Origin of the sequence: Methylomonas sp. 11b, assembly GCF_000515215.1 — a bacterium.
In the GTDB taxonomy this organism is placed as follows: Bacteria; Pseudomonadota; Gammaproteobacteria; order Methylococcales; family Methylomonadaceae; genus Methylomonas.
In genome coordinates this window covers 918,632-939,509 of sequence record NZ_KI911557.1, presented here as the reverse complement: position 1 = coordinate 939,509, position 20,878 = coordinate 918,632, and the positions used below count along the sequence as shown (strand labels likewise).

At 51.5% G+C, this 20,878-nt stretch carries 18 protein-coding genes; 11 read left to right on the top strand and 7 right to left on the bottom strand.

Annotated features, from left to right (window positions below):
* The first annotated feature begins 1 nt into the window (after position 1).
* Together METH11B_RS0104415 and METH11B_RS0104410 are read left to right on the top strand one after the other, a co-directional pair.
* A complete protein-coding gene (locus METH11B_RS0104415; protein WP_231499680.1) occupies positions 2-1,339 on the top strand; it encodes an efflux RND transporter periplasmic adaptor subunit in 1,338 nt (445 codons plus the stop codon).
* Positions 1,324-3,456, top strand: coding sequence for an efflux RND transporter periplasmic adaptor subunit (locus METH11B_RS0104410; protein ID WP_026600978.1), 2,133 nt, complete (start codon positions 1,324-1,326; stop codon positions 3,454-3,456). The genes METH11B_RS0104415 and METH11B_RS0104410 overlap by 16 nt, the downstream gene beginning before the upstream one ends.
* Positions 3,457-3,512: 56 nt before the next feature.
* On the opposite strand, the gene METH11B_RS29035 is transcribed toward METH11B_RS0104410, so the two are convergent.
* Positions 3,513-3,719: a hypothetical protein gene (locus tag METH11B_RS29035; protein ID WP_155931079.1), complete on the bottom strand. Its 207-nt coding sequence runs from the start codon at positions 3,717-3,719 to the stop codon at positions 3,513-3,515.
* A 535-nt stretch (positions 3,720-4,254) separates the two neighbouring features.
* Here METH11B_RS29035 and METH11B_RS0104400 point away from each other — a divergent pair.
* The 5 genes from METH11B_RS0104400 (at position 4,255) to METH11B_RS0104380 (ending at position 10,188) form a co-directional block, all read left to right on the top strand.
* Positions 4,255-5,217: a PQQ-dependent catabolism-associated beta-propeller protein gene (locus METH11B_RS0104400; RefSeq protein WP_026600976.1), complete on the top strand. Its 963-nt coding sequence runs from the start codon at positions 4,255-4,257 to the stop codon at positions 5,215-5,217.
* Positions 5,214-5,951 (top strand): ABC transporter ATP-binding protein, encoded by a 738-nt coding sequence (locus tag METH11B_RS0104395; protein WP_026600975.1) that lies wholly within the window; start codon positions 5,214-5,216, stop codon positions 5,949-5,951. Before METH11B_RS0104400 ends, METH11B_RS0104395 begins: the two co-directional genes overlap by 4 nt.
* The gene (locus METH11B_RS0104390) at positions 5,948-6,757 is read left to right on the top strand and encodes an ABC transporter permease (RefSeq protein WP_026600974.1); all 810 of its coding nucleotides are present in this window, start codon (positions 5,948-5,950) and stop codon (positions 6,755-6,757) included. The genes METH11B_RS0104395 and METH11B_RS0104390 overlap by 4 nt, the downstream gene beginning before the upstream one ends.
* 633 nt (positions 6,758-7,390) lie before the next feature.
* Positions 7,391-8,965, top strand: a complete 1,575-nt coding sequence (locus tag METH11B_RS0104385) for a peptide chain release factor 3 (RefSeq protein WP_036276855.1) — start codon at positions 7,391-7,393, stop codon at positions 8,963-8,965.
* A gap of 275 nt (positions 8,966-9,240) precedes the next feature.
* Positions 9,241-10,188, top strand: a complete 948-nt coding sequence (locus METH11B_RS0104380) for a histone deacetylase family protein (RefSeq protein ID WP_026600972.1) — start codon at positions 9,241-9,243, stop codon at positions 10,186-10,188.
* Positions 10,189-10,215: 27 nt separating this feature from the next.
* On the opposite strand, the gene METH11B_RS0104375 is transcribed toward METH11B_RS0104380, so the two are convergent.
* Positions 10,216-10,707 carry a cytochrome P460 family protein gene (locus METH11B_RS0104375; RefSeq protein WP_026600971.1) on the bottom strand — a complete coding sequence of 164 codons (492 nt, stop codon included), beginning with the start codon at positions 10,705-10,707 and terminating at the stop codon, positions 10,216-10,218.
* 241 nt (positions 10,708-10,948) lie between these two features.
* Between METH11B_RS0104375 and METH11B_RS0104370 the strand changes: the two genes are divergently transcribed.
* Positions 10,949-13,024, top strand: a complete 2,076-nt coding sequence (locus METH11B_RS0104370) for a carbon starvation CstA family protein (RefSeq protein WP_026600970.1) — start codon at positions 10,949-10,951, stop codon at positions 13,022-13,024.
* Between the two features lie 173 nt (positions 13,025-13,197).
* Here the strand turns inward: METH11B_RS0104370 and METH11B_RS26170 are convergent, their stop codons facing one another.
* Both METH11B_RS26170 and METH11B_RS0104360 read right to left on the bottom strand, forming a co-directional pair.
* A complete protein-coding gene (locus tag METH11B_RS26170; RefSeq protein ID WP_026600969.1) occupies positions 13,198-13,578 on the bottom strand; it encodes a transposase in 381 nt (126 codons plus the stop codon).
* Between the two features lie 228 nt (positions 13,579-13,806).
* Positions 13,807-14,682 (bottom strand): LysR family transcriptional regulator, encoded by an 876-nt coding sequence (locus METH11B_RS0104360; RefSeq protein ID WP_026600968.1) that lies wholly within the window; start codon positions 14,680-14,682, stop codon positions 13,807-13,809.
* Positions 14,683-14,800: 118 nt separating this feature from the next.
* On the opposite strand from METH11B_RS0104360, the gene METH11B_RS0104355 reads away from it, so the two are divergent.
* From METH11B_RS0104355 to METH11B_RS0104345, 3 genes are read left to right on the top strand one after another with little or no spacing between them, the layout of a single operon-like run.
* Positions 14,801-15,127 carry an EthD family reductase gene (locus METH11B_RS0104355; RefSeq protein WP_026600967.1) on the top strand — a complete coding sequence of 109 codons (327 nt, stop codon included), beginning with the start codon at positions 14,801-14,803 and terminating at the stop codon, positions 15,125-15,127.
* A 44-nt stretch (positions 15,128-15,171) separates the two neighbouring features.
* Positions 15,172-15,759 (top strand): hypothetical protein, encoded by a 588-nt coding sequence (locus tag METH11B_RS0104350; RefSeq protein WP_026600966.1) that lies wholly within the window; start codon positions 15,172-15,174, stop codon positions 15,757-15,759.
* A 34-nt stretch (positions 15,760-15,793) separates the two neighbouring features.
* Positions 15,794-16,678 (top strand): alpha/beta hydrolase family esterase, encoded by an 885-nt coding sequence (locus tag METH11B_RS0104345; protein ID WP_026600965.1) that lies wholly within the window; start codon positions 15,794-15,796, stop codon positions 16,676-16,678.
* 302 nt (positions 16,679-16,980) lie between these two features.
* Here METH11B_RS0104345 and leuB read toward each other — a convergent pair whose 3' ends face one another.
* The 3 genes from leuB to METH11B_RS0104325 all read right to left on the bottom strand — a co-directional run bounded on the left by leuB (position 16,981) and on the right by METH11B_RS0104325 (position 20,752).
* Entirely contained in the window at positions 16,981-18,087 is a 1,107-nt protein-coding gene (gene leuB / locus METH11B_RS0104335; RefSeq protein WP_026600964.1) for a 3-isopropylmalate dehydrogenase, read from the bottom strand.
* 853 nt (positions 18,088-18,940) lie between these two features.
* Positions 18,941-20,230, bottom strand: a complete 1,290-nt coding sequence (locus METH11B_RS0104330) for a DUF2971 domain-containing protein (RefSeq protein WP_081733750.1) — start codon at positions 20,228-20,230, stop codon at positions 18,941-18,943.
* A gap of 156 nt (positions 20,231-20,386) precedes the next feature.
* Positions 20,387-20,752 carry a hypothetical protein gene (locus METH11B_RS0104325; protein ID WP_026600962.1) on the bottom strand — a complete coding sequence of 122 codons (366 nt, stop codon included), beginning with the start codon at positions 20,750-20,752 and terminating at the stop codon, positions 20,387-20,389.
* Between the last annotated feature and the right edge of the window lie 126 nt (positions 20,753-20,878).

The window sequence follows — 20,878 nt, the reverse complement described above, 5'->3', positions numbered from 1 at the left end:
TGTGCAACAAGAAGACCCTCAGCAACGCCAGTTGCGGGGGCTGGCACTGCTATTACAGCTGCAACGCAAGGCGCGTGCCGCCGAAGATTTAGCAGCCTTAGGTTTTGTCATCGTCAACGAGAGTCGCAGTTTGGTGGAATACCGCCAAGCCGCGCTGTGGTTGGATAGACCGATGCAACCGGTGGCGGCGGTATCCGGTATCGCCCAACTCGATATGCACGCACCTTATATCGTCTGGTTGAACGACGTTTGTCGGCGGCAGTTTCAAACCGGCAATAATTCCACTTATCAATTATTAAATGCCGATGATTTACCGGAGAGCTTGCGGATAGAGTGGCAGCAATGGCTGCCGGTCTGCGGTTTATGGCTGCCGCTGAAAGTTCAGGGTCGGACACTGGGCGGATGGCTATTGGCGCGCGAGCAAGCGTGGCAGGAAGGGGAAGCGGTGTTGCTGGCCGAACTTAGCGATGCCTATGCCCATGCCTGGCGGGCTTTGCAGCCGCGTAAGCCCTGGTGGCGCGGTCTTTACACGCTCACCGCTCTTAAACGTTGGGCTGTGGCAGTAATCTTACTGTTATTGATTCCGGTAAGGCTGTCGGTGCTGGCCCCAGCCGAAGTGATTGCCGCCCAACCGACGGTGATTCGCGCGCCTCTGGAAGGCGTGGTCGATACCTTTCAGATTCAACCCAATCAAGCCGTTGCTGCCGATCAATTATTGCTAACCTTGGAAAATACCGATATTGCCAATCGGCTGGAAGTTGCGCGTAAAGTGTTGGCGGTATCGGAAGCCGAATACCGCAAGACCGCCCAGCAGGCCATGTTCGATGCCGACAGCAAGGCGGAAATGACGGTGCTGAAAGGCCGAATGGAGCAGCACGCCGCCGAGGTGGAGTATCTGGCGGAACAGTTGGCACGCTCGCAAATCAGGGCGCCGCATGCCGGCGTGGCAATTTTCAGCGATGTACACGACTGGATCGGCCGGCCGGTGGCCTTGGGCGAACGGATATTGAATCTGGCCGATCCGACGCGAGTGGAACTGGAAATGCGGGTGCCGGTCGCCGATTTTATCGAACTGGCCGATGGTGCCGAAGCGGTGATGTTTTTGAACATCGATCCGCAACACCCTCTGGATGCTCAGGTGTATTCGCGCAGCTACCAGGCCGAAGTCGGCACCGATCAGGTGTTGGCGTATCGGGTCAAGGCCCGATTGGCGGCTGCGGAGCCATTGCCGCGCATCGGTCTGAAAGGTACAGCCAAGCTTTACGGCCAACGGGTGACTTTGTTTTATTACCTGTTTCGGCGACCGCTGTCCGGTGTGCGGCAATGGCTGGGGTTGTAGAGACCGTGTCGGCCCTGGTGCCGCTGCGCGAAGAGTTGCATTGTCTGCCCGGACCGCAAGGTTTCGATGGTACGCCGACCTGGACCTTGCACGATCCGGCCAATAACCGGTTTTTTCGGATCGGCTGGCAAGAATTCGAAATTCTGGCGCGCTGGGCCTTGGGACAAACGGAAGCGATTGCCCAAGCCGTGAACCGCGAAACCACTTTACATATCGATACAAGTCAGGTCGGCGAATTTGCTCAATTCTTGTTGAATAACAACCTGCTGCGCATGAGCGGCGATGCCGGGCTGCAACGGCTGCGGCAACAGGTGGCGATGCGCAAGCAAAGCTGGGCGCAATGGTTGCTGCATAATTATCTGTTTTTTAAAATTCCCTTGTTAAAACCTGATGCCTTACTGGCTTGGCTGTATCCGCGCTTGGCCTGGATTTACAGTGGGCGGTTCGCCGCGTTGTTGATGGGTTGCGCGCTGCTGGCCGGGTTTTTACTGTCCCGGCAATGGGAACGCTTCTTGGCGACATTTCCGCACTTTTTCAATTGGTCCGGGTTGGCGCAATATTTTTTGGCTTTAATGCTGGCCAAGACGCTACATGAATTTGGTCATGCCTTGACCGCGCATCGCTATGGTTGCCGCGTGCCGACCATGGGCGTAGCGTTCATGGTGATGTATCCAATGCTGTATACCGACGCCAGCGAAACCTGGAAACTCAGCTCGCGTCGGCAACGGGTAGCGATTGCCGGGGCTGGGATTGCCGCCGAGTTGGGCTTGGCGGTATTTGCGGCCTTGGCCTGGAGCTTCCTGACGGATGGTCCGTTACGCAGCGGGGTGTTTTTATTGGCAACCTCGACCTGGATCATGACGCTGGCCATCAATCTGAGTCCGTTCATGCGCTTCGATGGTTATTATTTGTTGGCCGACTGGTTGGGAATCGAAAATCTGCAACCACGCGCATTTGCCTACAACCGCTGGCATTTGCGGCGTTTGCTATTTGGACTGGATCAACTGCCGCCGGAATCGTTATCGAAACGCTGGCACTGGTTTTTTATCGGCTACGCCTGGTTTACCTGGTTGTATCGTTTCTTTCTGTTTCTGGGCATCGCGCTACTGGTCTACCACTTTTTCTTTAAGCTACTAGGGCTGTTGATGATGGCGGTGGAAGTAGGGTGGTTTATTCTGCGGCCGATTTGGTCTGAATTGGCGGCCTGGAAAAACCTGGGACCCGATGTTTGGACTAGTCCGCGGAGTCGAACCTTTCTGTTGCTATTAGTTCTGGGCATCGCGGTTTTGGTTGTGCCGTGGCAAGGCCATGTCAATGCGCCAGCACTGAGTAAGGCGGAGCGTTACGCCGAAATCTATTTGCCAACCGCGGCGCGCCTGGACGCCTGGCAGGTCAAAACCGGACAAGCGGTGAAAAGCGGCGAGTTGTTGGCGCAACTAAGTTCGCGCGAACTGGATTTTCAAGCCCGCAATTCCTCGCTGGAAGGGCAGTTGGTCGAATGGCAACTGGCATATCAGGGATTGGAGCAAAACTTGAATCAGCGCCGGCAGGTGTTACTGAAGGAACTGGAATCGGCCGGCGCGAAGCAAGCCGGTTTTCGGCATCAGCAAACCCAGTTAACGATACAAGCACCGTTTGACGGATTGGCTTTGGATTTAAATCAGCAAGCGCAAGAGGGACAGTGGTTGAAGGAAGGCGAGGCCTTATTGATTGTGGTCGATCCGCGTAGTCAACTGATCGAAGCCTACGTGGCCGAAGAGGATTTACAAGCGGCAGGGCAGGCCGACGGTGCGGTGTTTTATCCCGATCAACCGGGAACGTCGCCGATAATTTGCCGGGTAGAGCGTATCGATCAAGGCGGGGCCGCTCGGGTTCCGCCGATGTTGGCTTCGATGCACGGCGGCGATATTGCTGCCCGGTCCGATGCGCAGCAACAAGCTGTGCCGGAAAGCGCCGTTTACCGCATCATCTTAAGGCCGGAGGCTGAGAGTCAGAACCTCGCACATTTTCCGGGAGAAAGGCGTGGTAGTGTCAGACTGGATACGCCGGCCACTAGTCTGTTGCATCGTCTTGTCCGGCAAGTCGCGACGGTGCTGGTACGCGAATCCGGGTTTTAAGCGAATGCGAAACGTCTGCCTAACCTTGATTCCAAAAAAAAACAGCGTTTATAGATTCAAACTAAATCGCAGGTATCGAAAAACAGTTCCAACCTATCCAATTCGCTGTTGGCCATTTCCAACGCCGCATCGAAGGTTTGAAAATCGTCGGCGTGCGCCGCGATGTCCAGCATAAGATCGCACAGGGTTCCGGTTTTTAGCAGCGAATCGTGCTTTTTGCCGAGGTTTTCCAGTTGGTCTTCCGTTATCAGATAAAATTTCATTTCTATGACCTTGTTAGTCCAAAGTGAATATTCACGGCTATTTGCGAAGTCTTGCCGATACAAATTAATTTTTTTGGCAACTTTCTTTGTATGATTTTGCGATGCAAATAACAAATGCCGAGCGTTGCGCATATCTTCGCCTTGATGGTAGTCAGTTCGGTATTGTTCTAGCGTACAGGTCTCAGCGATTTTTTTGGCAAAAGCACGGGTGTGAAGTGATTGCTCAAGCCGGGTTCCGACTTAGGCGTATTAGCTGGGCCAATTCGTTTTAGCTGTCATTGCCATATAAGTGGGAGCGATGATATTCAATAGTCGGGTTCAATTAGGATAATTTCCCATTTGGCGAAAGGATGTAATCCCGCCGAGCTTCAGGTTAAACTTCCCAGCTCTAAGGGAGGATATTTGTTGTGAAATAGCGTGTTATGGGTTTTATAACCATTCATCTCCGCGGATTACATCGATTTGTTAGTAAAGCGCAAATCCTCGTTACCCAATAGATCAGTAAAATGACATCAGGCATACCAAGGAAAAATTTATGCACCCGATAAAAATGGCCGGAATGGCCGCCTTCTTATTGGCTTCGGCCGCGCAAGCCGAAACCGTATTCGTCACACTGGAAAAAGATAATGCGATTGCCGTGCTCGATCCCGTCGAAGGCAAGCTGGTCAAAACCGTTCCGGTCGGCCAGCGGCCACGCGGCATAGCGATAAGTAAGGACGGCAAGACCTTGTTCGTTGCCACCAGCGACGACAACACCATTCGCATAATCGACTCGGAAACGCTGAAGGAAATAGGCAAACTGCCGTCCGGCGAAGACCCTGAAACTTTCGCGTTAAGCCCGGACGGCAAATTCATGTACGTGTCCAATGAAGATGATGCGGAAGTGACGGTGATCGACATTACGGCGAAAAAAGCCGTCGCTAAGGTCAAGGTAGGCGTCGAGCCGGAAGGCATTACCGTCAGCCCTGACAACAAATGGACGATTAGCGCTTCTGAAACTACCAACATGCTGCACTGGATCGATACCAATACTCGGCAAATTGCGGATAACACGCTGGTCGATCCGCGGCCGCGCGCTGTGACGTTTACCGACGACAGCCAGCAATTGTGGGCCACCTCGGAAATGGCCGGCACGCTGACCATCATTGATGCGGCGTCCAAACAGATCGTGCAGAACATCAAGCTGGACGTCCAAGGCGTCAGCAGCGACCAGATTCAACCGGTGGGGATCGCGATCGATAAGGAGCGGCGTTACGGCTATGTGGCGATGGGGCCGGCCAATCGCGTTGCGGTGATCAACGCTCAAACCTATAAAGTGGAGAAGTTTTTATTGGTTGGGCAACGGGTTTGGAATCTGGCGTTTTCGCCGGATCAAAAACGTCTGTACACCACCAACGGCGTCAGCAACGATGTATCGATTATTGATTTGGAAAACCATAAGGTGACTAAATCAGTCGCGGTTGGCCGTTATCCTTGGGGCGTGGCGGTTAAACCATGACCGAGATTGCGTTAGCGGTTGAAAACCTGAGCTTTGCCTACGGTGCGAAAAAAGCACTGGATGCCGTGAGTTTTAATGTGCAATCCGGCGAATGCACGATTTTGCTAGGGCCTAATGGTGCTGGCAAAAGTACGCTGTTTTCCTTGATCACCCGGCTTTACGACGCCAGGGACGGGCGCATCGAGCTTTGCGGTTTTGATCTTAAAAAACAAAGCCTGCAAGCTTTGGCGCGCTTAGGTGTAGTGTTTCAACAGACAACGCTGGACCCTGACTTGTCGGTGACGCAAAATCTGCGCTATCACGCGGCCTTGCACGGTATAGGCCGCAAAGCCGCCGATAAGCGCATACAGGAAGAGCTGGAGCGTTTGAACATGTTCGAACGGCGCGGTGAAAAAGTCAGGCAATTGAACGGCGGCCACAAGCGCCGGGTGGAAATCGCCCGAGCTTTGCTGCACAAGCCCAGTTTGCTGTTGCTGGACGAGCCAACCGTGGGCTTGGACATGCCCAGCCGTCAGGCTATCGTTAGCCATGTGCATGACTTGGTTAGTCAGCAGAAGCTAGCGGTGCTTTGGGCGACGCATTTGATCGACGAAATCGCCGCCGAGGACAGTTTGATCGTGCTGCATAAGGGCCAGGTCAAAGCCAGCGGCAAACTCTCGGAGATATTGCAGAGCACCGGTTGGGCCGATCCCGGCCAGGTATTCCAAAAACTGACTCAAGGATCGCAAGCATGAGGCTGTTACATTACTGGCGAGCAACGATCGGCATCGTTGGCCGCGAATTGCTGCGCTTCTTACATCAGCGCGAACGCTTTGTCTCCGCTTTGGTGCGGCCGCTGGTTTGGCTGTTCGTATTCGCCGCCGGCTTCCGAGCCGCGTTGGGTATAGCCATTGCGCCGCCCTACGAGACTTATATCCTCTACGAGGTTTACATCACTCCTGGTCTGCTGGGCATGATCCTGCTGTTTAACGGCATGCAAAGCTCGCTGTCTATGGTTTACGACCGGGAAATGGGCAGCATGCGCATGTTGATGGTCTGCCCGTTGCCGCGCTGGTTTTTATTGTGCAGCAAACTGATCGCCGGTACGGCGGTGGGCGTGTTGCAGTCCTACGCTTTCCTGGGCATAGCTTGGCTGTACGATATTCAAGCGCCGCTGATGGGCTATATCTGGATTTTGCCGGCCCTAGTGCTGGCGGGCATGATGCTGGGCGCCTTGGGTTTGTTGCTGTCGTCGTTCATCAAACAATTGGAGAACTTTGCCGGGGTGATGAACTTCGTGATTTTCCCGCTGTTCTTCATGTCCACGGCGCTGTACCCCCTATGGAAGATCAAAGAATCCAGCGAAGTGCTATATACGCTGGCGCAATACAACCCATTCTCGCAAGCAGTGGAATTGATTCGTTTTGCGTTGTACGAGCAATTTAATCAGCAAGCGCTGATCTTTACCGGCGCCGCATTTTTACTGTTTATGGGGGCGGCAATCATGGGCTATAACCCGAGTAAGGGTATGATGGTTAAAAAAGGTGGTGGAGGAGATTAGTAGTGAATTGCCGAATTTTCTTTAGATGGCCGGTCAATCCCCTAAAGTAAAGCCGTGCGTGTTGAGCACTGTTAACTGCGACAGAGCAAGGCCCGCATCGTAAAAACCAAGCGATAATCTTTAACTCAGCCACATTGGTTGGCGGGGTATTGATCTTATTTTGCTTCGTGACATAACGTATTGCCTTGTAGAAAAGAGTATCCGCAAGACCAAAGTCTTTGCCTCACATTAGAGGTGACCCGGACGTGTGAAAAAATGAGTTGCAAGTGGCGCTCAGTGGCGGCCTTAAGAGCAAACGGATTGGGTTTGATATGCTGTTCGCGGGGAGTCTGCTATGTCGATAGCGATTCCGGATGGTTTGCAAATAGGCGTGTCCTAGGTATTTTTCCATGATGGTAACCCGCTTGATTTCGGCTACACACAATGTAAGGCAACGACCCGTTTTTAATGACCCCCCTTGGGTTACTTTTAATGTGAGGCCATTCCGGGATTTGGACGACGTCATCGCCTGGGAAGAATCTACGATATAATTCCAAAATTTTCCGGCAACACATATCGCATTGTCGGAAATGTACTTTTAATTTTGTGTACATAGCTATGTACACAACTATGCAAATGCAAATAAAACAATCAATGGAATTCCCTGAATACAAGCGGCGCCGCACTTTTGCCATCATCTCCCACCCCGACGCCGGTAAAACCACCATCACTGAAAAATTGCTGCTGTTCGGCGGCGCCATTCAGTTAGCCGGCTCGGTCAAAGGTCGCAAAGCGGCCCGCCACGCCACCTCCGACTGGATGGAAATGGAAAAAGAGCGGGGGATTTCCGTCACCACTTCTGTCATGCAGTTTGAGCATAATGATTGCATCATCAATTTGCTGGACACCCCGGGCCATGAAGACTTTTCCGAAGATACTTACCGGACATTAACAGCCGTAGACTCGGCGTTGATGGTGATTGACGTGGCGAAAGGCGTAGAGGATAGGACCATCAAATTGATGGAAGTATGCCGGCTACGGGATACGCCAATCCTGACCTTCATCAACAAGCTGGATCGCGAAGGCCGCGAACCGATCGAACTGCTTGACGAAGTCGAAAGCGTGCTAAAAATTCAATGTACGCCAATGACTTGGCCGATAGGTATGGGCAAGCGCTTCAAAGGGGTTTACCAGCTGTATAAAGATGAGATCTTGCTGTTCAGTCCACACCACGGCGGTCGTATCGCCAAGGCCGAAATCATCAAAGGCTTGAACAATCCTAAGCTCGACGAACTGCTAGGCTATCAGGCGGAAGAATTGCGTGACGAGATTGAACTGGTAAAAGGTGCCAGCCACGAATTCGATCATGCTAAATATTTGGCGGGTCAACAAACGCCGGTGTTTTTCGGTTCGGCGATCAATAACTTCGGCATCATCGAATTGCTGGACGCCTTTGCGGAATACGCGCCCGGTCCTAGATCACGCCAAGCCGAGCAACGCGAAGTGCTGCCCGATGAAGAAAAATTCACCGGCTTTGTGTTTAAAATCCAAGCCAATATGGATCCGGCGCACCGCGACCGCGTGGCTTTTTTAAGAATCTGTTCCGGCAAATTCGATAAAGGTATGAAGGTCAATCATGTGCGGATTGGCAAAAACATCCAGGTCGCCAACGCCATTACCTTTCAGGCGGACAGCCGTAAAAACGTCGAGGAAGCATATGCCGGCGACATCATAGGCTTGCATAACCACGGCACCATTCAAGTTGGCGACACCTTTACCCAAGGCGAAGTATTGAAATTCGGCGGCATCCCATACTTCGCGCCGGAATTGTTTCGCCGCGTGGTGTTAAAAGATCCGCTCCGTGCCAAAGCGCTGCAAAAAGGTTTGATTCAATTGACCGAAGAAGGCGCTACCCAGCTGTTCCGCCCGCTGAAAAACAACGATTTAATCCTTGGTGCGGTGGGTATTTTGCAGTTTGATGTCACCGCCCATCGTCTAAAAAACGAATACAACGTGGAATGTGCTTACGATGTTTCGCCGATCAATACCGTGCGTTGGGTCAGCGCGAAAAATCCGGCCAAACTGGAAGAGTTTAAGAACAAGGCCTTTGAAAATCTTGCCGAAGATGGCGGCGGCTATTTGGTTTATCTGGCCAGCAGCCGGGTGAACTTGCAATTGACTGAAGAGCGTTGGCCCGACATTCATTTTAGTCAGACTAGAGAACTTTGAAAGCTCATTCAAAGCCAATCTTTTAAGTCGAAATCATGCGGAATCGCTTGAGGCCAAGCGATTCCTGCAAAGCTCTTCCACGGCCGACACCATCACCCGCAGCCGTTGATTGTCCACGAAAGACCCCGTGCCGCTATACCCCAGCACAAAAACTCAGCTCAATAAAAATTTGCTAACCAATTAATATTTATAGATATATTTGCATAAGGGATATACACTGCCGAAGCCAATCCGATAAAGATACGACTTTAAGCAACATCCGCAGGAGTAAGCTTATGCGCACACTTTACTATAGTCACCCGGATTTTTTGGGCCACGACACCGGCGTAGCCCATCCAGAGAGCATCGACCGGCTCCATGTGATCGAACAAGCGTTGTCGGCACCCCAATTTGCACCATTGCAAAGAATCGCACCCGATATTCCCACCGATATCCAAGATAAGATTGGCTTGATACACAGCAAAGCCATGATAGCGAAAGTGCTATCAACCATCCCTGAACAAGGCTACGCCAATTTTGACGCGGATACCGTGGTATCGCCCGGCTCCAAACCAGCGGCTCTGCGCGCGGTGGCCGCAGTGTGCGACGCCGTCGATAGAATTTGCACCGGCCAAAACGCCAGGGCCTTTTGCGCTACCCGCCCTCCCGGCCACCATGCCATGCCGGATTATGCGATGGGGTTTTGCCTGTTCAACAATATCGCCATTGCCGCCGAATATGCCCGCAGCCGCTACGGCCTGACCAGGATAGCCATCGTGGATTTTGACGTGCACCATGGCAACGGCACCCAAGCGGCTTTTTGCGAACAGCCGCAAGTACTGTATGCGTCCAGCCATCAATGGCCGCATTACCCCGGCACCGGCCATCCCTCGGAATGCGGTGTCGGGAACATTATCAATGTTCCCCTACCCACAGGCAGCGGCGGCGAGGTTTTTCGGGATAAATATCGCCAGTCCATTTTGCCGGCACTGAAAACATTCAACCCCGAACTGATTTTGGTTTCCGCCGGTTTCGACGCCCACAGAGACGACCCTTTAGCATCACTTGGCCTAGTGGAAGACGACTATCGCTGGATTACCGACGAATTGCTTTGCATCGCCGATGCCTGCTGCCAGGGGCGAATCATTTCAGCATTGGAAGGCGGATACAATTTAAGCGCGTTGGCTAACAGTGTTGCCGCCCATGTCGGCAGTTTGATGGGTAGCCCAACTAGAGGCGAATGAACCGCCTCTTGTCTCAAAAAACCGCGTTTATTGGAGATTAGGCAGGGTATAAACGTAGTCGCTGTCTTTCATGGGCAAATGGCAAGCGAAACACGGCGCGGATTTTTCTTGATCCAGCATTTTTAAGGTTTTGCCTTCCCAAATGCCGAAACCCCAACCGCCGGTATCAGCGTATTTCTTGCTGTCTTTCACCATCGCTTCCGCAGCGGTGAATTCGCCTGGCACAGTCGCTTGTTCCCAATTCGGATGCTTTCTTTCGCCCCACTTAATTTTGGCTATGATGCTGCCGTCCGGCCATGGTTTAACTTTACCTGCGCGTGCGGCGGTGATAGCCACATGGTTACCGACGATGGCGCGTATGCTGTTTTTGTCGTGGCGCAAAGATACACCCAACAAACGCCAGTCGCGGTATTCGCCATGTTCGGGTTTAGCAGTCGGTTGGGCTTCCGCGAAAGCCCAGCCAAACGGCATTAAAGCCAAAGCAACCAAACATAAACCGCTGAAAATCGTTCTGTTCATCTTCTCGTCCTCCTTTATCTGTAATGGATAGCAAGTCTTAATTATACGCCGGCAAGTCAGCGGCTAAGGCCTATTCAATCCAATTGAACAAAACCAGCCAATGGCGGTGGCGAATTGACGGTAAAACTGTTCAAAACAGTAGGTTTCCGAGCTAATCCGCCAACAGCAATTGACGCTGACATGCTACCATTTTGCGAACTCTATCACGCAGTACACCGATTACAATCCAAAGGAACTCGCCATGTCTGGCCCCAACAAACAAGTACCGTCCATTTTTTTCTGGGCTTGCGTCGCCCTGACCGGCGCCTTCGCCGTCGGCGGCATTGCTTTGCAACGCGGCGAATCCATTAATAGCATGTGGCTGATCGTCGCGGCGATTTGTATCTACGCGCTGGGTTATCGTTTCTATAGCGCATTTGTTGCGACCAAAGTTTTGGTATTGGACCCAAGCCGCGCCACCCCCGCAGAGCGTTTCGACGACGGCCGCGACTTTATGCCTACCCATAAATGGGTGGTGTTCGGGCACCATTTTGCAGCAATCGCGGGTCCCGGCCCCTTAATCGGGCCGACCTTGGCCGCCCAATTCGGCTATCTGCCGGGCACGCTGTGGATACTGGTGGGAGCAGTGCTTGGCGGCTGTGTACAGGATTTTGTCACGCTATTTTTCTCGATCCGCCGGGATGGCCGTTCACTAGGGCAAATGGCGAAAGACGAGTTGGGCGCTATTGGCGGCACCGCAGCCATGATAGGCGTGATGATGATTATGGTGATCCTGATCGCGGTACTGGGGTTGGTGGTCGTGAATGCCATGAAACACAGCCCTTGGGCCACTTCCACAGTAGCGGCTACTATTCCGATAGCCGTACTGATGGGCTGTTACTTACACCATTTAAGACCGGGCCGGGTGTTGGAGGCCACTTTAATCGGGGTCTCGTTGTTGATATTTGCGGTCCTCGGCGGCGGCTGGATCGATGATAGTCCGACAATACGCAGCTGGTTTGATTACGACGCCCCGCAATTGGCGGTTATGGTCATTTTGTACGGCTTCGCGGCGGCGGTATTGCCGGTCTGGCTTTTACTTGCGCCGCGCGACTATTTGTCCACCTTTATGAAACTGGGTACCATCGCCGCGTTGGCAGTTGCTATCGTCGTGTTACGCCCGGAATTGAAAATGCCGGCGCTCACCCAATTCATCGACGGCACGGGGCCGATTTTCGGCGGCAAACTGTTTCCGTTTGTGTTTATCACCATCGCCTGCGGAGCCATTTCCGGCTTTCATGCGCTGATTTCCTCCGGGACTACGCCCAAATTGCTGGCTAACGAGCAAGACGCCCGCTTCATCGGCTACGGGGCGATGATGATGGAATCCTTCGTCGCCATCATGGCCATGATTGCCGCATCGGTGTTGGAGCCTGGCGTATATTTTGCGATCAATAGCCCGGCTGGCATTGTCGGTAAAGAAGCGGCGGATGCCGTGGCCAAGATCAGCAGCTGGGGCTTTCCGGTGAGCGTCGAGCAGATGCAGACCCTGGCCAAAACCATGGGCGAATCCACGCTGTTCGCCCGTACCGGCGGCGCGCCGTCGCTGGCGGTAGGTATGGCCAGCTTATTCGCGCAAGTCTTCGGCGCACATCTACTGGCGGCCTGGTACCACTTTGCGATCATGTTCGAGGCTTTATTCATTTTGACCACTCTGGACGCAGGCACCCGCGTCGCCCGCTTCATGCTGCAAGACATTCTGGGTAATGTGGGTTTGGCGAAAACCAACAGCTACCCCAGCATCTTGTTGACCAGTGGATTAGTAGTGGGCGCTTGGGGCTATTTTCTGTACATGGGCACCATCGACCCCTTGGGCGGTATCAACAGCCTGTGGCCTTTATTCGGTATTGCCAACCAAATGCTGGCGGCAATTGCCTTATGCGTGGCCACCACAATCTTGGTGAAGTCGGACAAATTGAAATATGTGTGGGTAACGGCAACCCCCTTAGCCTGGTTGATTATCGTCACCAGCACCGCCGCTTGGGAAAAATTGTTTGCCGCCGATTTGCGGGTGGGATTTTTATCGCATGCCGCGGATTTATCCGCCAGACTCGCCAACGGCGCTCTCCCCGCCGAGCAAGTGAAAAACGCGCCCCATTTGATCTTCAATGACTATTTGAATGCCGGCTTAACCAGCTTATTCATGCTGATCACCTGGCTATTACTGGCAGACACCCTGCGCGTGATCTATTGCGTCATCGCCGGCAAAAACCACCCGCAATCCAGCGAATCTCCGCATATGCCTAGCCGGCTGGTGGAAGAATGGGTAAGGGATTAAAGCTTACGTTTACCGATTTGGCCGCGGGCACGATTTTACTGACATGATTCCTTGCTTTGGAATTAGTTAAAATGAGCGCCGCCACGGACGCTCCAGCGTCCGTCACCAAACGTCGATCACCATCAACCCCTCATAGTTAGCGGCGCTAGAATAGCGCCAATACTGCGGCAAATTCACGTAACCGCGTTTAACCGGATTGACGTGGATATAAGCCAGCTTTCCCGCATTATCGCTTCGTTCAAAATCAATTCGGCATGCACGCCTTCTTGCCAGAACTGATATTCGCGATCTTGTTTATGCGCCGCATTGGCAAAGCACCGCCGTTGGAGCAGGAGCTCCGCTTTTTGTTGCTGCAAATGATTGATGATCCGGCGGGAGGTATAGGCTTTGAAACTGGCCACGTATTTGTCCAGCTCCGGGGCCTGGGCGATGAAGTGCAGATGATTTTCCAGGATCACGTAGCCGTATAGTTTCAAACCGATGCGTTGGCGTTGATATTGCCAACTGTCCAGGACGACTGGCCCGGTTCCGGGCGCGTGAAAACGGCCAGCCATTCCACTACCTTGCAGGTGATGACATGCGCTTTGTTGGCTTCGGTGATGACGTAGCGGCTTCTGCCCATGTTTGCCTTGTTCAGCAGGACGCCGGAGCGTCAGAGGCTGCGTTCCTACGCAGAGCTTGGGAACGATGATTAATCCGGGTTCGCCCGGCTAAGCGGCGGCGGTTTGTGCGCAAATTGACACAATTGTTTAGCGAAGACGCGGATAAGCTAATCGCCCTCGTCAAAAACCAACTTTAAACTTTTCCAGCAACTGGTTTACTTCCGGATTTGTAGCCGCCGAGTCCTGGTAAACCGCACAAATCGTGCGCCGAATTTCCGGATCGGATAAATATCGGGTTTTGAGCTTATCGCCCCGCTTCGGTACGCTGAATTCCGGCATCAACGCCACGCCTATCCCGGCCCGCACCATGTTCAATATCCATTCCTCGCTGTTGCTTCTATAAGCCGCATAAAGATTGATCTGCCGGCCTAGGCAAACACCGCGCAAGGTTTCGCGTAATTCGCAGTTTAGCCGGTCCAGATAAGGCTCGGATTGGATGGTCGCCAAATCGATGACCGATAATTGATTGAAGCGATGCTTGTCGTTAAAAACCACGACATAACGCTCTTCGTAAAGCTTTAAGGACTGTAAATGCGCCGGTAGCGGCGAGGTCGGCGCACTGACCATCAAATCCAGCTGCCCCTCGTCCAATTGTTGCAACAGATTACACTCGTTATCCACCACCAGTTCCAATTCCACATGCGGCCGTTCTTGCTGGAAGTCGGCGAAGAAAGGGCTGAGATGTTGCGCGGCAATAGTAGCCATCACGCCTATGCGCAGCGGCACGGTGTTCAAGCGGCTGAAGCGGACAGCCTCGGCCTTGATGGTTTGCGCCTCGCGAAAGATCTGCCTCAGGCTCGGCTCCACCAAACGCCCCAGCGATGTCAAACGACAGCCGCTACGTTCGCGGCTGAATAACTCCCCGCCCAGTTCGTCTTCCAACTTTTTGATTGCTTGCGTCAACGACGGCTGCGCGACGTAAGTCGATTGCGCGGCGCGGGTAAACGAGCCCTTATCGCAAACTGCCAGGAAGTAGCGTATTTGTTGCATTTCCATGTTTAGCTCATCACTTGAATAGGCGAAGCCTATTATTCCATAGAAAACCGGTATTTTACTAATCAACAAAATAGGAGTCTCATAGCATCTCCCCTTTACAAAAACATTCGAGAAACCTATGAAAGCAGCAAAATTAATTGTGATGTATCCAGTACCGACCGATCTGGAAACCTTCGAACGCCGCTATGCCGACGAACACGTGCCGATGGCCGTGGAAAAACTGGCCGGCAAAACCCGTTTCGTCGCCTCCCTGATTAAATCCAACGCAGACCAAAGCGCCGCGCAGTTTCATCGTATCGCGGAAGTGTACTTCCCTACGCTGAGCGACTTGCAAGCCTGCCTAAGTTCGCCCGGCGGCCAGGAAACGGCGGCACATGCGGTCGAGATTTCCAGCGGCGGCGCGCCGACGTTTCTGATTTCCGAAGTGGAAACCTTCGATTTCTAATTGCGTTGACCAGCTTAAGTTAAACGCTTTGCAGGAGGAACCCGATGAACACCGCACATAACAGTTATAAAAGCCAGGGAACAAGGTTTGCCTTGACCTTGGCGCTGGCCTGCCTGCTGTTGGGCAATGCCCACGCTCATCGCGGCGCGGCCGAAGAGGTCGATAACTGCAATGCGCGAGTGGGCTTTGAACGCGTGCATTTTACGGCGTATACCCCGACATTGTCCGGCAACCGGGAATACTGCAACATCATTCCAGGCGTCGGCCCCACCAAGCTAGTGTTCGATTACGAGGGCAAAAGCCTGCGCCATGTCAGCGTCGAATTCGAGATCACCAAAGAGCCGGATGGTACGCGGGTGTTTTATCAGGAACCACAAAAAGTCAAAACCGGCACGGCGAACGTCTCGGTGGACTTTAGCCGTTATGGCGCCGGCAATTACCTGGCGCATATTGCTATCGTTGATAAGGATAAGCGCCTGGATACCCATATTCCGTTCTCAGTCGGGCTGGAGTCCGTGCCGGGTAAAAACTATACGCCGCTGCTGATAACGATAGCCAGCCTGTCTTTGCTGGCTTACGGCTTATTCCGGGCTGCGTTAAAGCTTACGCCCAAGCAAAATCCGGAAGCCTAAACCAAGCGTCGAACCCATCAAGGGAGCCATCAAAATGAATATCGCGCAGTTAAAGTCCTATCTTCTTGAAAGCAATCGTTGGCAAAAAGTCTTGTTCGGATTGCCGGTAATAGCGCTGGTCGGCATGCTCTGGCTGGATCATAGCGGCGTTCCGGTGGAACTCGGGCAAACCGTTTACCGACCGGATATGCTGCATGGCGCTTGCCAGCCGGACCTATTGAGTGGCGATGCCGGAGAAACATACGGGGAAGAAACCGAAAACGGCATAAATTACAACGTCCGCACCCCTAAGAATTATGATGCATCGATTGCCCATCCTTTATTACTGGTATTTTCAGCGGCGGGCGCGAATCGCGCCAAGACGGAGAAGATGACTGGATTCACTTTACCCGCTACCCGCTCTGGCTTTATCGTTGCTTATGCCGATCATCCCGAGCTTTCGCCAAGCACGACCGTGGAACTGGGTACGATCCCCCATGCGATGGCCAAAAAATGGTGTATCGATGAAAAACAGGTCTATGTAACCGGCCATTCCGATGGCGGCACCTCGGCAATGGCTTTAGCCTTTATGACCGGCACCCGGCACGTTCCTACAGCAATTGCCCCCAGTGCCGCCGGCGTAACGTATGAGGACTTACGCGACCGCAAATGCCCGGAACCCTTGCCGGTGATGATCATGCACAGCAGCAAGGACCGGCTGTTTCCGGGTTACGGGCAGCAAACGGCCGGCTGGTGGGCGGCCTGTAACAAATGCGAGCCGATTCCCGATACGATAGGCAACGGTTGCGTGGCCTATTCCGGTTGCGCCAATGGCGTAAAAACCGTGTATTGCGAAGGCGACAAACCGCATGCGCAATGGCCGGAACAGACTAGCGATGCCATCATCGATTTTTTCTTGCATCACCATACCAGGATTTAACCGGCGGCTGCGGGACAATGAACGCTGCAAGCCTAAGCGTCAGCCGTTAAGCAAGGTAGCGACGACTTCCAAAAGCAGTGTGCTGAATGCCGCCAAGTCGTCGTATCGGCTGGCGTTTCCCTCCCACAAGCGCATTATCCATGTCGCCCTAATCGACAGTCATGAAGAGCCGGAATCGTTTCGCGTGCTTTTAAAAAACGCACATTAGGCTTGTCACGGCCACAAAGACGTTAACGGGCATAATACCGGACGGACCGTACTATGCCCGTTATCGTGTTCAGGTCTAAAAGCCAAAAGCCCGCTTAGACCTTAGGCATAGTGCGCAGCTTTTCAACCACTTTGTCGCCGAACTCGACGGTACTGATCATAGTCACGCCGCTACCGGGTTTGGATAAGTCGGCGGTAGAGTAGCCGTCGGCAAATACGCCCTGCATCGCCGCCCAGACGTTTTTGGCTTCGGCTTCCATGTCGAAACTGTTTTCCAGCATCATCGCCACCGAACCTATCATCGAGTAAGGATTAGCGATGTTTTTGCCGGCGATGTCCGGCGCCGAACCGTGCGAAGGTTCGTAATAGGCTTTATCCGGACCGATACAGGCCGAGGGCATCAAACCCAAGGAGCCCAAGATACCGCCGCCTTGGTCGCTGAGAATATCGCCGAACATGTTTTCCATCACCATCACATCGAACTGGGTCGGTTTCAGGCATAGCGCGGTGGCGGCGGCATCGACCAGCATATTCACGACTTGCACGTCCGGATAATCTTTCGCGACTTCTTCCATCACCTCATTCCACAACACACTGGATTTCAGCACGTTGCTTTTATGAATGTTGTGCAGCAATTTCCGGCGTTTGCTAGCCAGTTTGAAAGCTTGCTGCATGATTTGGCGAATTTGCGATTCGTCGTATTCCAGAGTTTCGCGCACGTAACGCAAACCGGCATCGTTGACGCCCATTTCCTTTTCGCCGAAATACAAGCCGCCGACCAATTCACGGACAATCACCAAATCAATGCCTTCGCCGATGATTTCCGCTTTTAACGGCGAAAAATGCCCCAGCGATTTAGGCAAGGACACCGGACGGAAGTTGGCGTAGGTGTTGTAACGGCGGCGCAGAGGCAGCAACGCGCCGCGTTCGGGCTGCTCGTCGATGGGAATGCGCTTGGAGTCTTCGTGGCTCAAGCCAATTGGACCTTTCAAGATCGCGTCTGCCTCGTCGCAAATGGCTTTGGTTTGATGCGGAAACGCCGAGCCGGATTCGAAATACGCGCAGGCACCGAACGCAGCCGGCAACAATTCGAAGCTTACGTCGTTACGTTCTTCAATCACTTTCAGAACCTTAACGGCTTCCGCAGTAATCTCAGGGCCGATGCCGTCGCCGGCCAATATTGCGATTTTGTAATTTTTCATAGGATGGTGAGTACTCAGTGGTTAAAGCGATAAATCGGGAATGTTTGATCGATAACTAAACGGCGGATTTTATCAGATTGGTTGCGATGCTTCCCCCGAAAAACCGCTCGCTCGACAAAGACAGGCAAAACCTGACCGGAACGGGCTTTATAGACGTTTTAGTCTGATTTACCGGGAAGCCGAATCGTTTCGGAAGGCTTGAGTAAGCCGTCCATGCCGGGAAACAGAGTAATTTTCTCCAGCATTCGAGCTCAGAGCGGCAACGTTTTAGAAATTTTTCGGAACGGCCGAGCTCCGGACGCCAACGATCAAGAAAATTACTGCATTGCTCGAGCGCCGAGCTCGGATGATCGAGAAATTTTCTAAAACGCTGTGGCTCCAAACCAAAACGTCCGAGCATTTTTCTCGATCATTCTCCCGCCGAACTGCATCGTTCAAACTCAGAGCGAAAACGTTGGAGTTATTTTGTCCAATGACCGAGAAAATAGCTTGGGCGTGGGAGAAAATTTGTTCAACGGCCGAGTAGAAAAGTAAAGCGGTGACGAGCAGATAATCAGTAGTCGGCTTATTTACCGCAGCCAATGCATTCGTCTTTATTGTCCCTGCGCTCCAGTGTGGGGACACAGCGGTGGACGCTCTAGCATCCTAGACAGTACGCCGCTTGAGAAGCGCAGCTGTATTCCCACGCCGGAGCGTGGGAACTATGAAAAGTTTGGGGGGGCAGGCGTATTGAATTGGTGTTAAAAATTTGTCGAATTCTTAATTTAGGTCTAATTCTTCAGCTCACAGCGAAACAATAACTGCATGGTTTGCAAGGAGCTCGCATGTTTTCTCATAGTATTAATTATGGTTATTATGCATTATAAGGTATTATGGACTGACATATATTAGGAAGGTCAATGTAGCGCTCGCTCATGCAGAAATAGGCATAATTTTCTTCAACTCTAATTGAGTTCATATATTCAGGCTTCAAATCTCCAGAATTTAACCCATCAGGTATTTTCGATAAATCCTCCGTCAAATTGTTAATACTGCAATCTATTCTGCGAGAAAGCATATCTTTATAAATAGACCTGTGCGTCAATTGTTTAATTAAATCGTTAACAGCATATTTTTGTTGTTCGAAGTTAGAAGATGGTCCAATGATAATTCTTTTAATATAATTGACTTTTCCCTGCTCTGGACCCATTTTCCATAGATTATCATACATCTCTCTATACTCATCTTTAGAAAAAGGAGTTTCCCGTCTCTTCTTAGGCATGTTGTTTTCATCTAAATATTCATCAGGAAAATATCTTGCTGGATGAATAGTAAAAAATCCATCGGAAAAATCAAACTCGACATATGGAATCATGCCTATGCTTGCTGCTCTGTATCTGGTTTGAGGAATACCGGTTGGTGTGCCAACAAGTCTCCATTCCATTTCCTCACGAAAGCCTTCATGTTTTGAGAAAAAAGGTACGTAATAAAAGAGCCATTTTAACGATTGCAGTGATGGAATAACCTCTATTACAGATTTACCACTCCTTGTCCTACTAAGTCCTTCTGGGAATTCAATTAGATAATCTGTAATAATATTCACACAATCAGGAATTAAATTTTTTACGAACTGTTTTGCTTCGTCACCATACCTGACTCTACCGAAATCCCATCTAATATTGGTTTTATCTTTAAGCTCGTCAAAAAAAATATTATTGGTTAGCAATTTTCCATCAAATCCTATGGAATAACCGGATCCACCAGCATATCCTCGCCATTGACTCAAGAGATCACCATCGGTGCAAAAGCAAGCTATGTAAGCGTTATTATGATTGAATAACGATCCCTGTAGCTTGAACACTTCAATAATTCGTTTTTTTTCCTCTTCGGCAATCAGCTTTGAATCAAGATATTCATTTAGAACATCGAATACAATTTCCATGCCATATTCAAACTCAGACGAGTCATTCAAAAACCTGAAGTGTGTTGCCCAAAGTTTATTTGATTCAAATATTCCTAGCAGTCCAGAAGAGTTGGTATAGTGATAAAATATATTATCTACGGCTATGGCCATATCTTTTTTATTATTATCTATAATTGTTTCTCGTATTTTCTCTAGTATATCTTTGCTTTCCGTCCACATAGTTTTACTTCCTGTGATCATAAATTTAGCTCGTAGCGTGCGGAGAGGTAACTATCCGCACGGAACGCGTTTAAGTCAATTCGTGCTCTGCAATGTTTGATAAGCCGCGCCAATCTGTACTTGCCTCATACTAATGTAGTCAACTATTGATCGACGGAAACCAACCCATCGCCAGCACTATTTGTCATCATCAGGCAGTTCAGGAGCCTTCCAAGAACCTCGTTTATGTGCATCCATAACTGTTTGCCAACCATCCTTTACTTCCTTTTCGGTGATGCCGAAATGCTGGAGAATTCCATCAAGCCCGGACGGCAGGTCAAGCCCTGGTTTAGCGCTACCATTTGGTGCATCTACACCCTTCTTTGGAGAAGATGACATTAGCACACTACCATTGATGGGCTTGATGGCTCCCTTGACGCAACGGGCCTGATCGTCGGTGTAAAGAGTTTTTCCTTCCACTACGCACTTCATAGGTTCCGCCAGCGCCTGGGAATCCGGAAAAAACACGGACATGCTAAAGCCGATCAGAAATAGGATTTTCATGGCTTCGCTCCATCAATACATAAGAATGACATTCACTGCCTGAACCCGGATTATTATGGATAAACTGGGCTTGAGATGTTGTTGATACATAATTCTAATTACCACGATACGATGCGCCAAATTAGA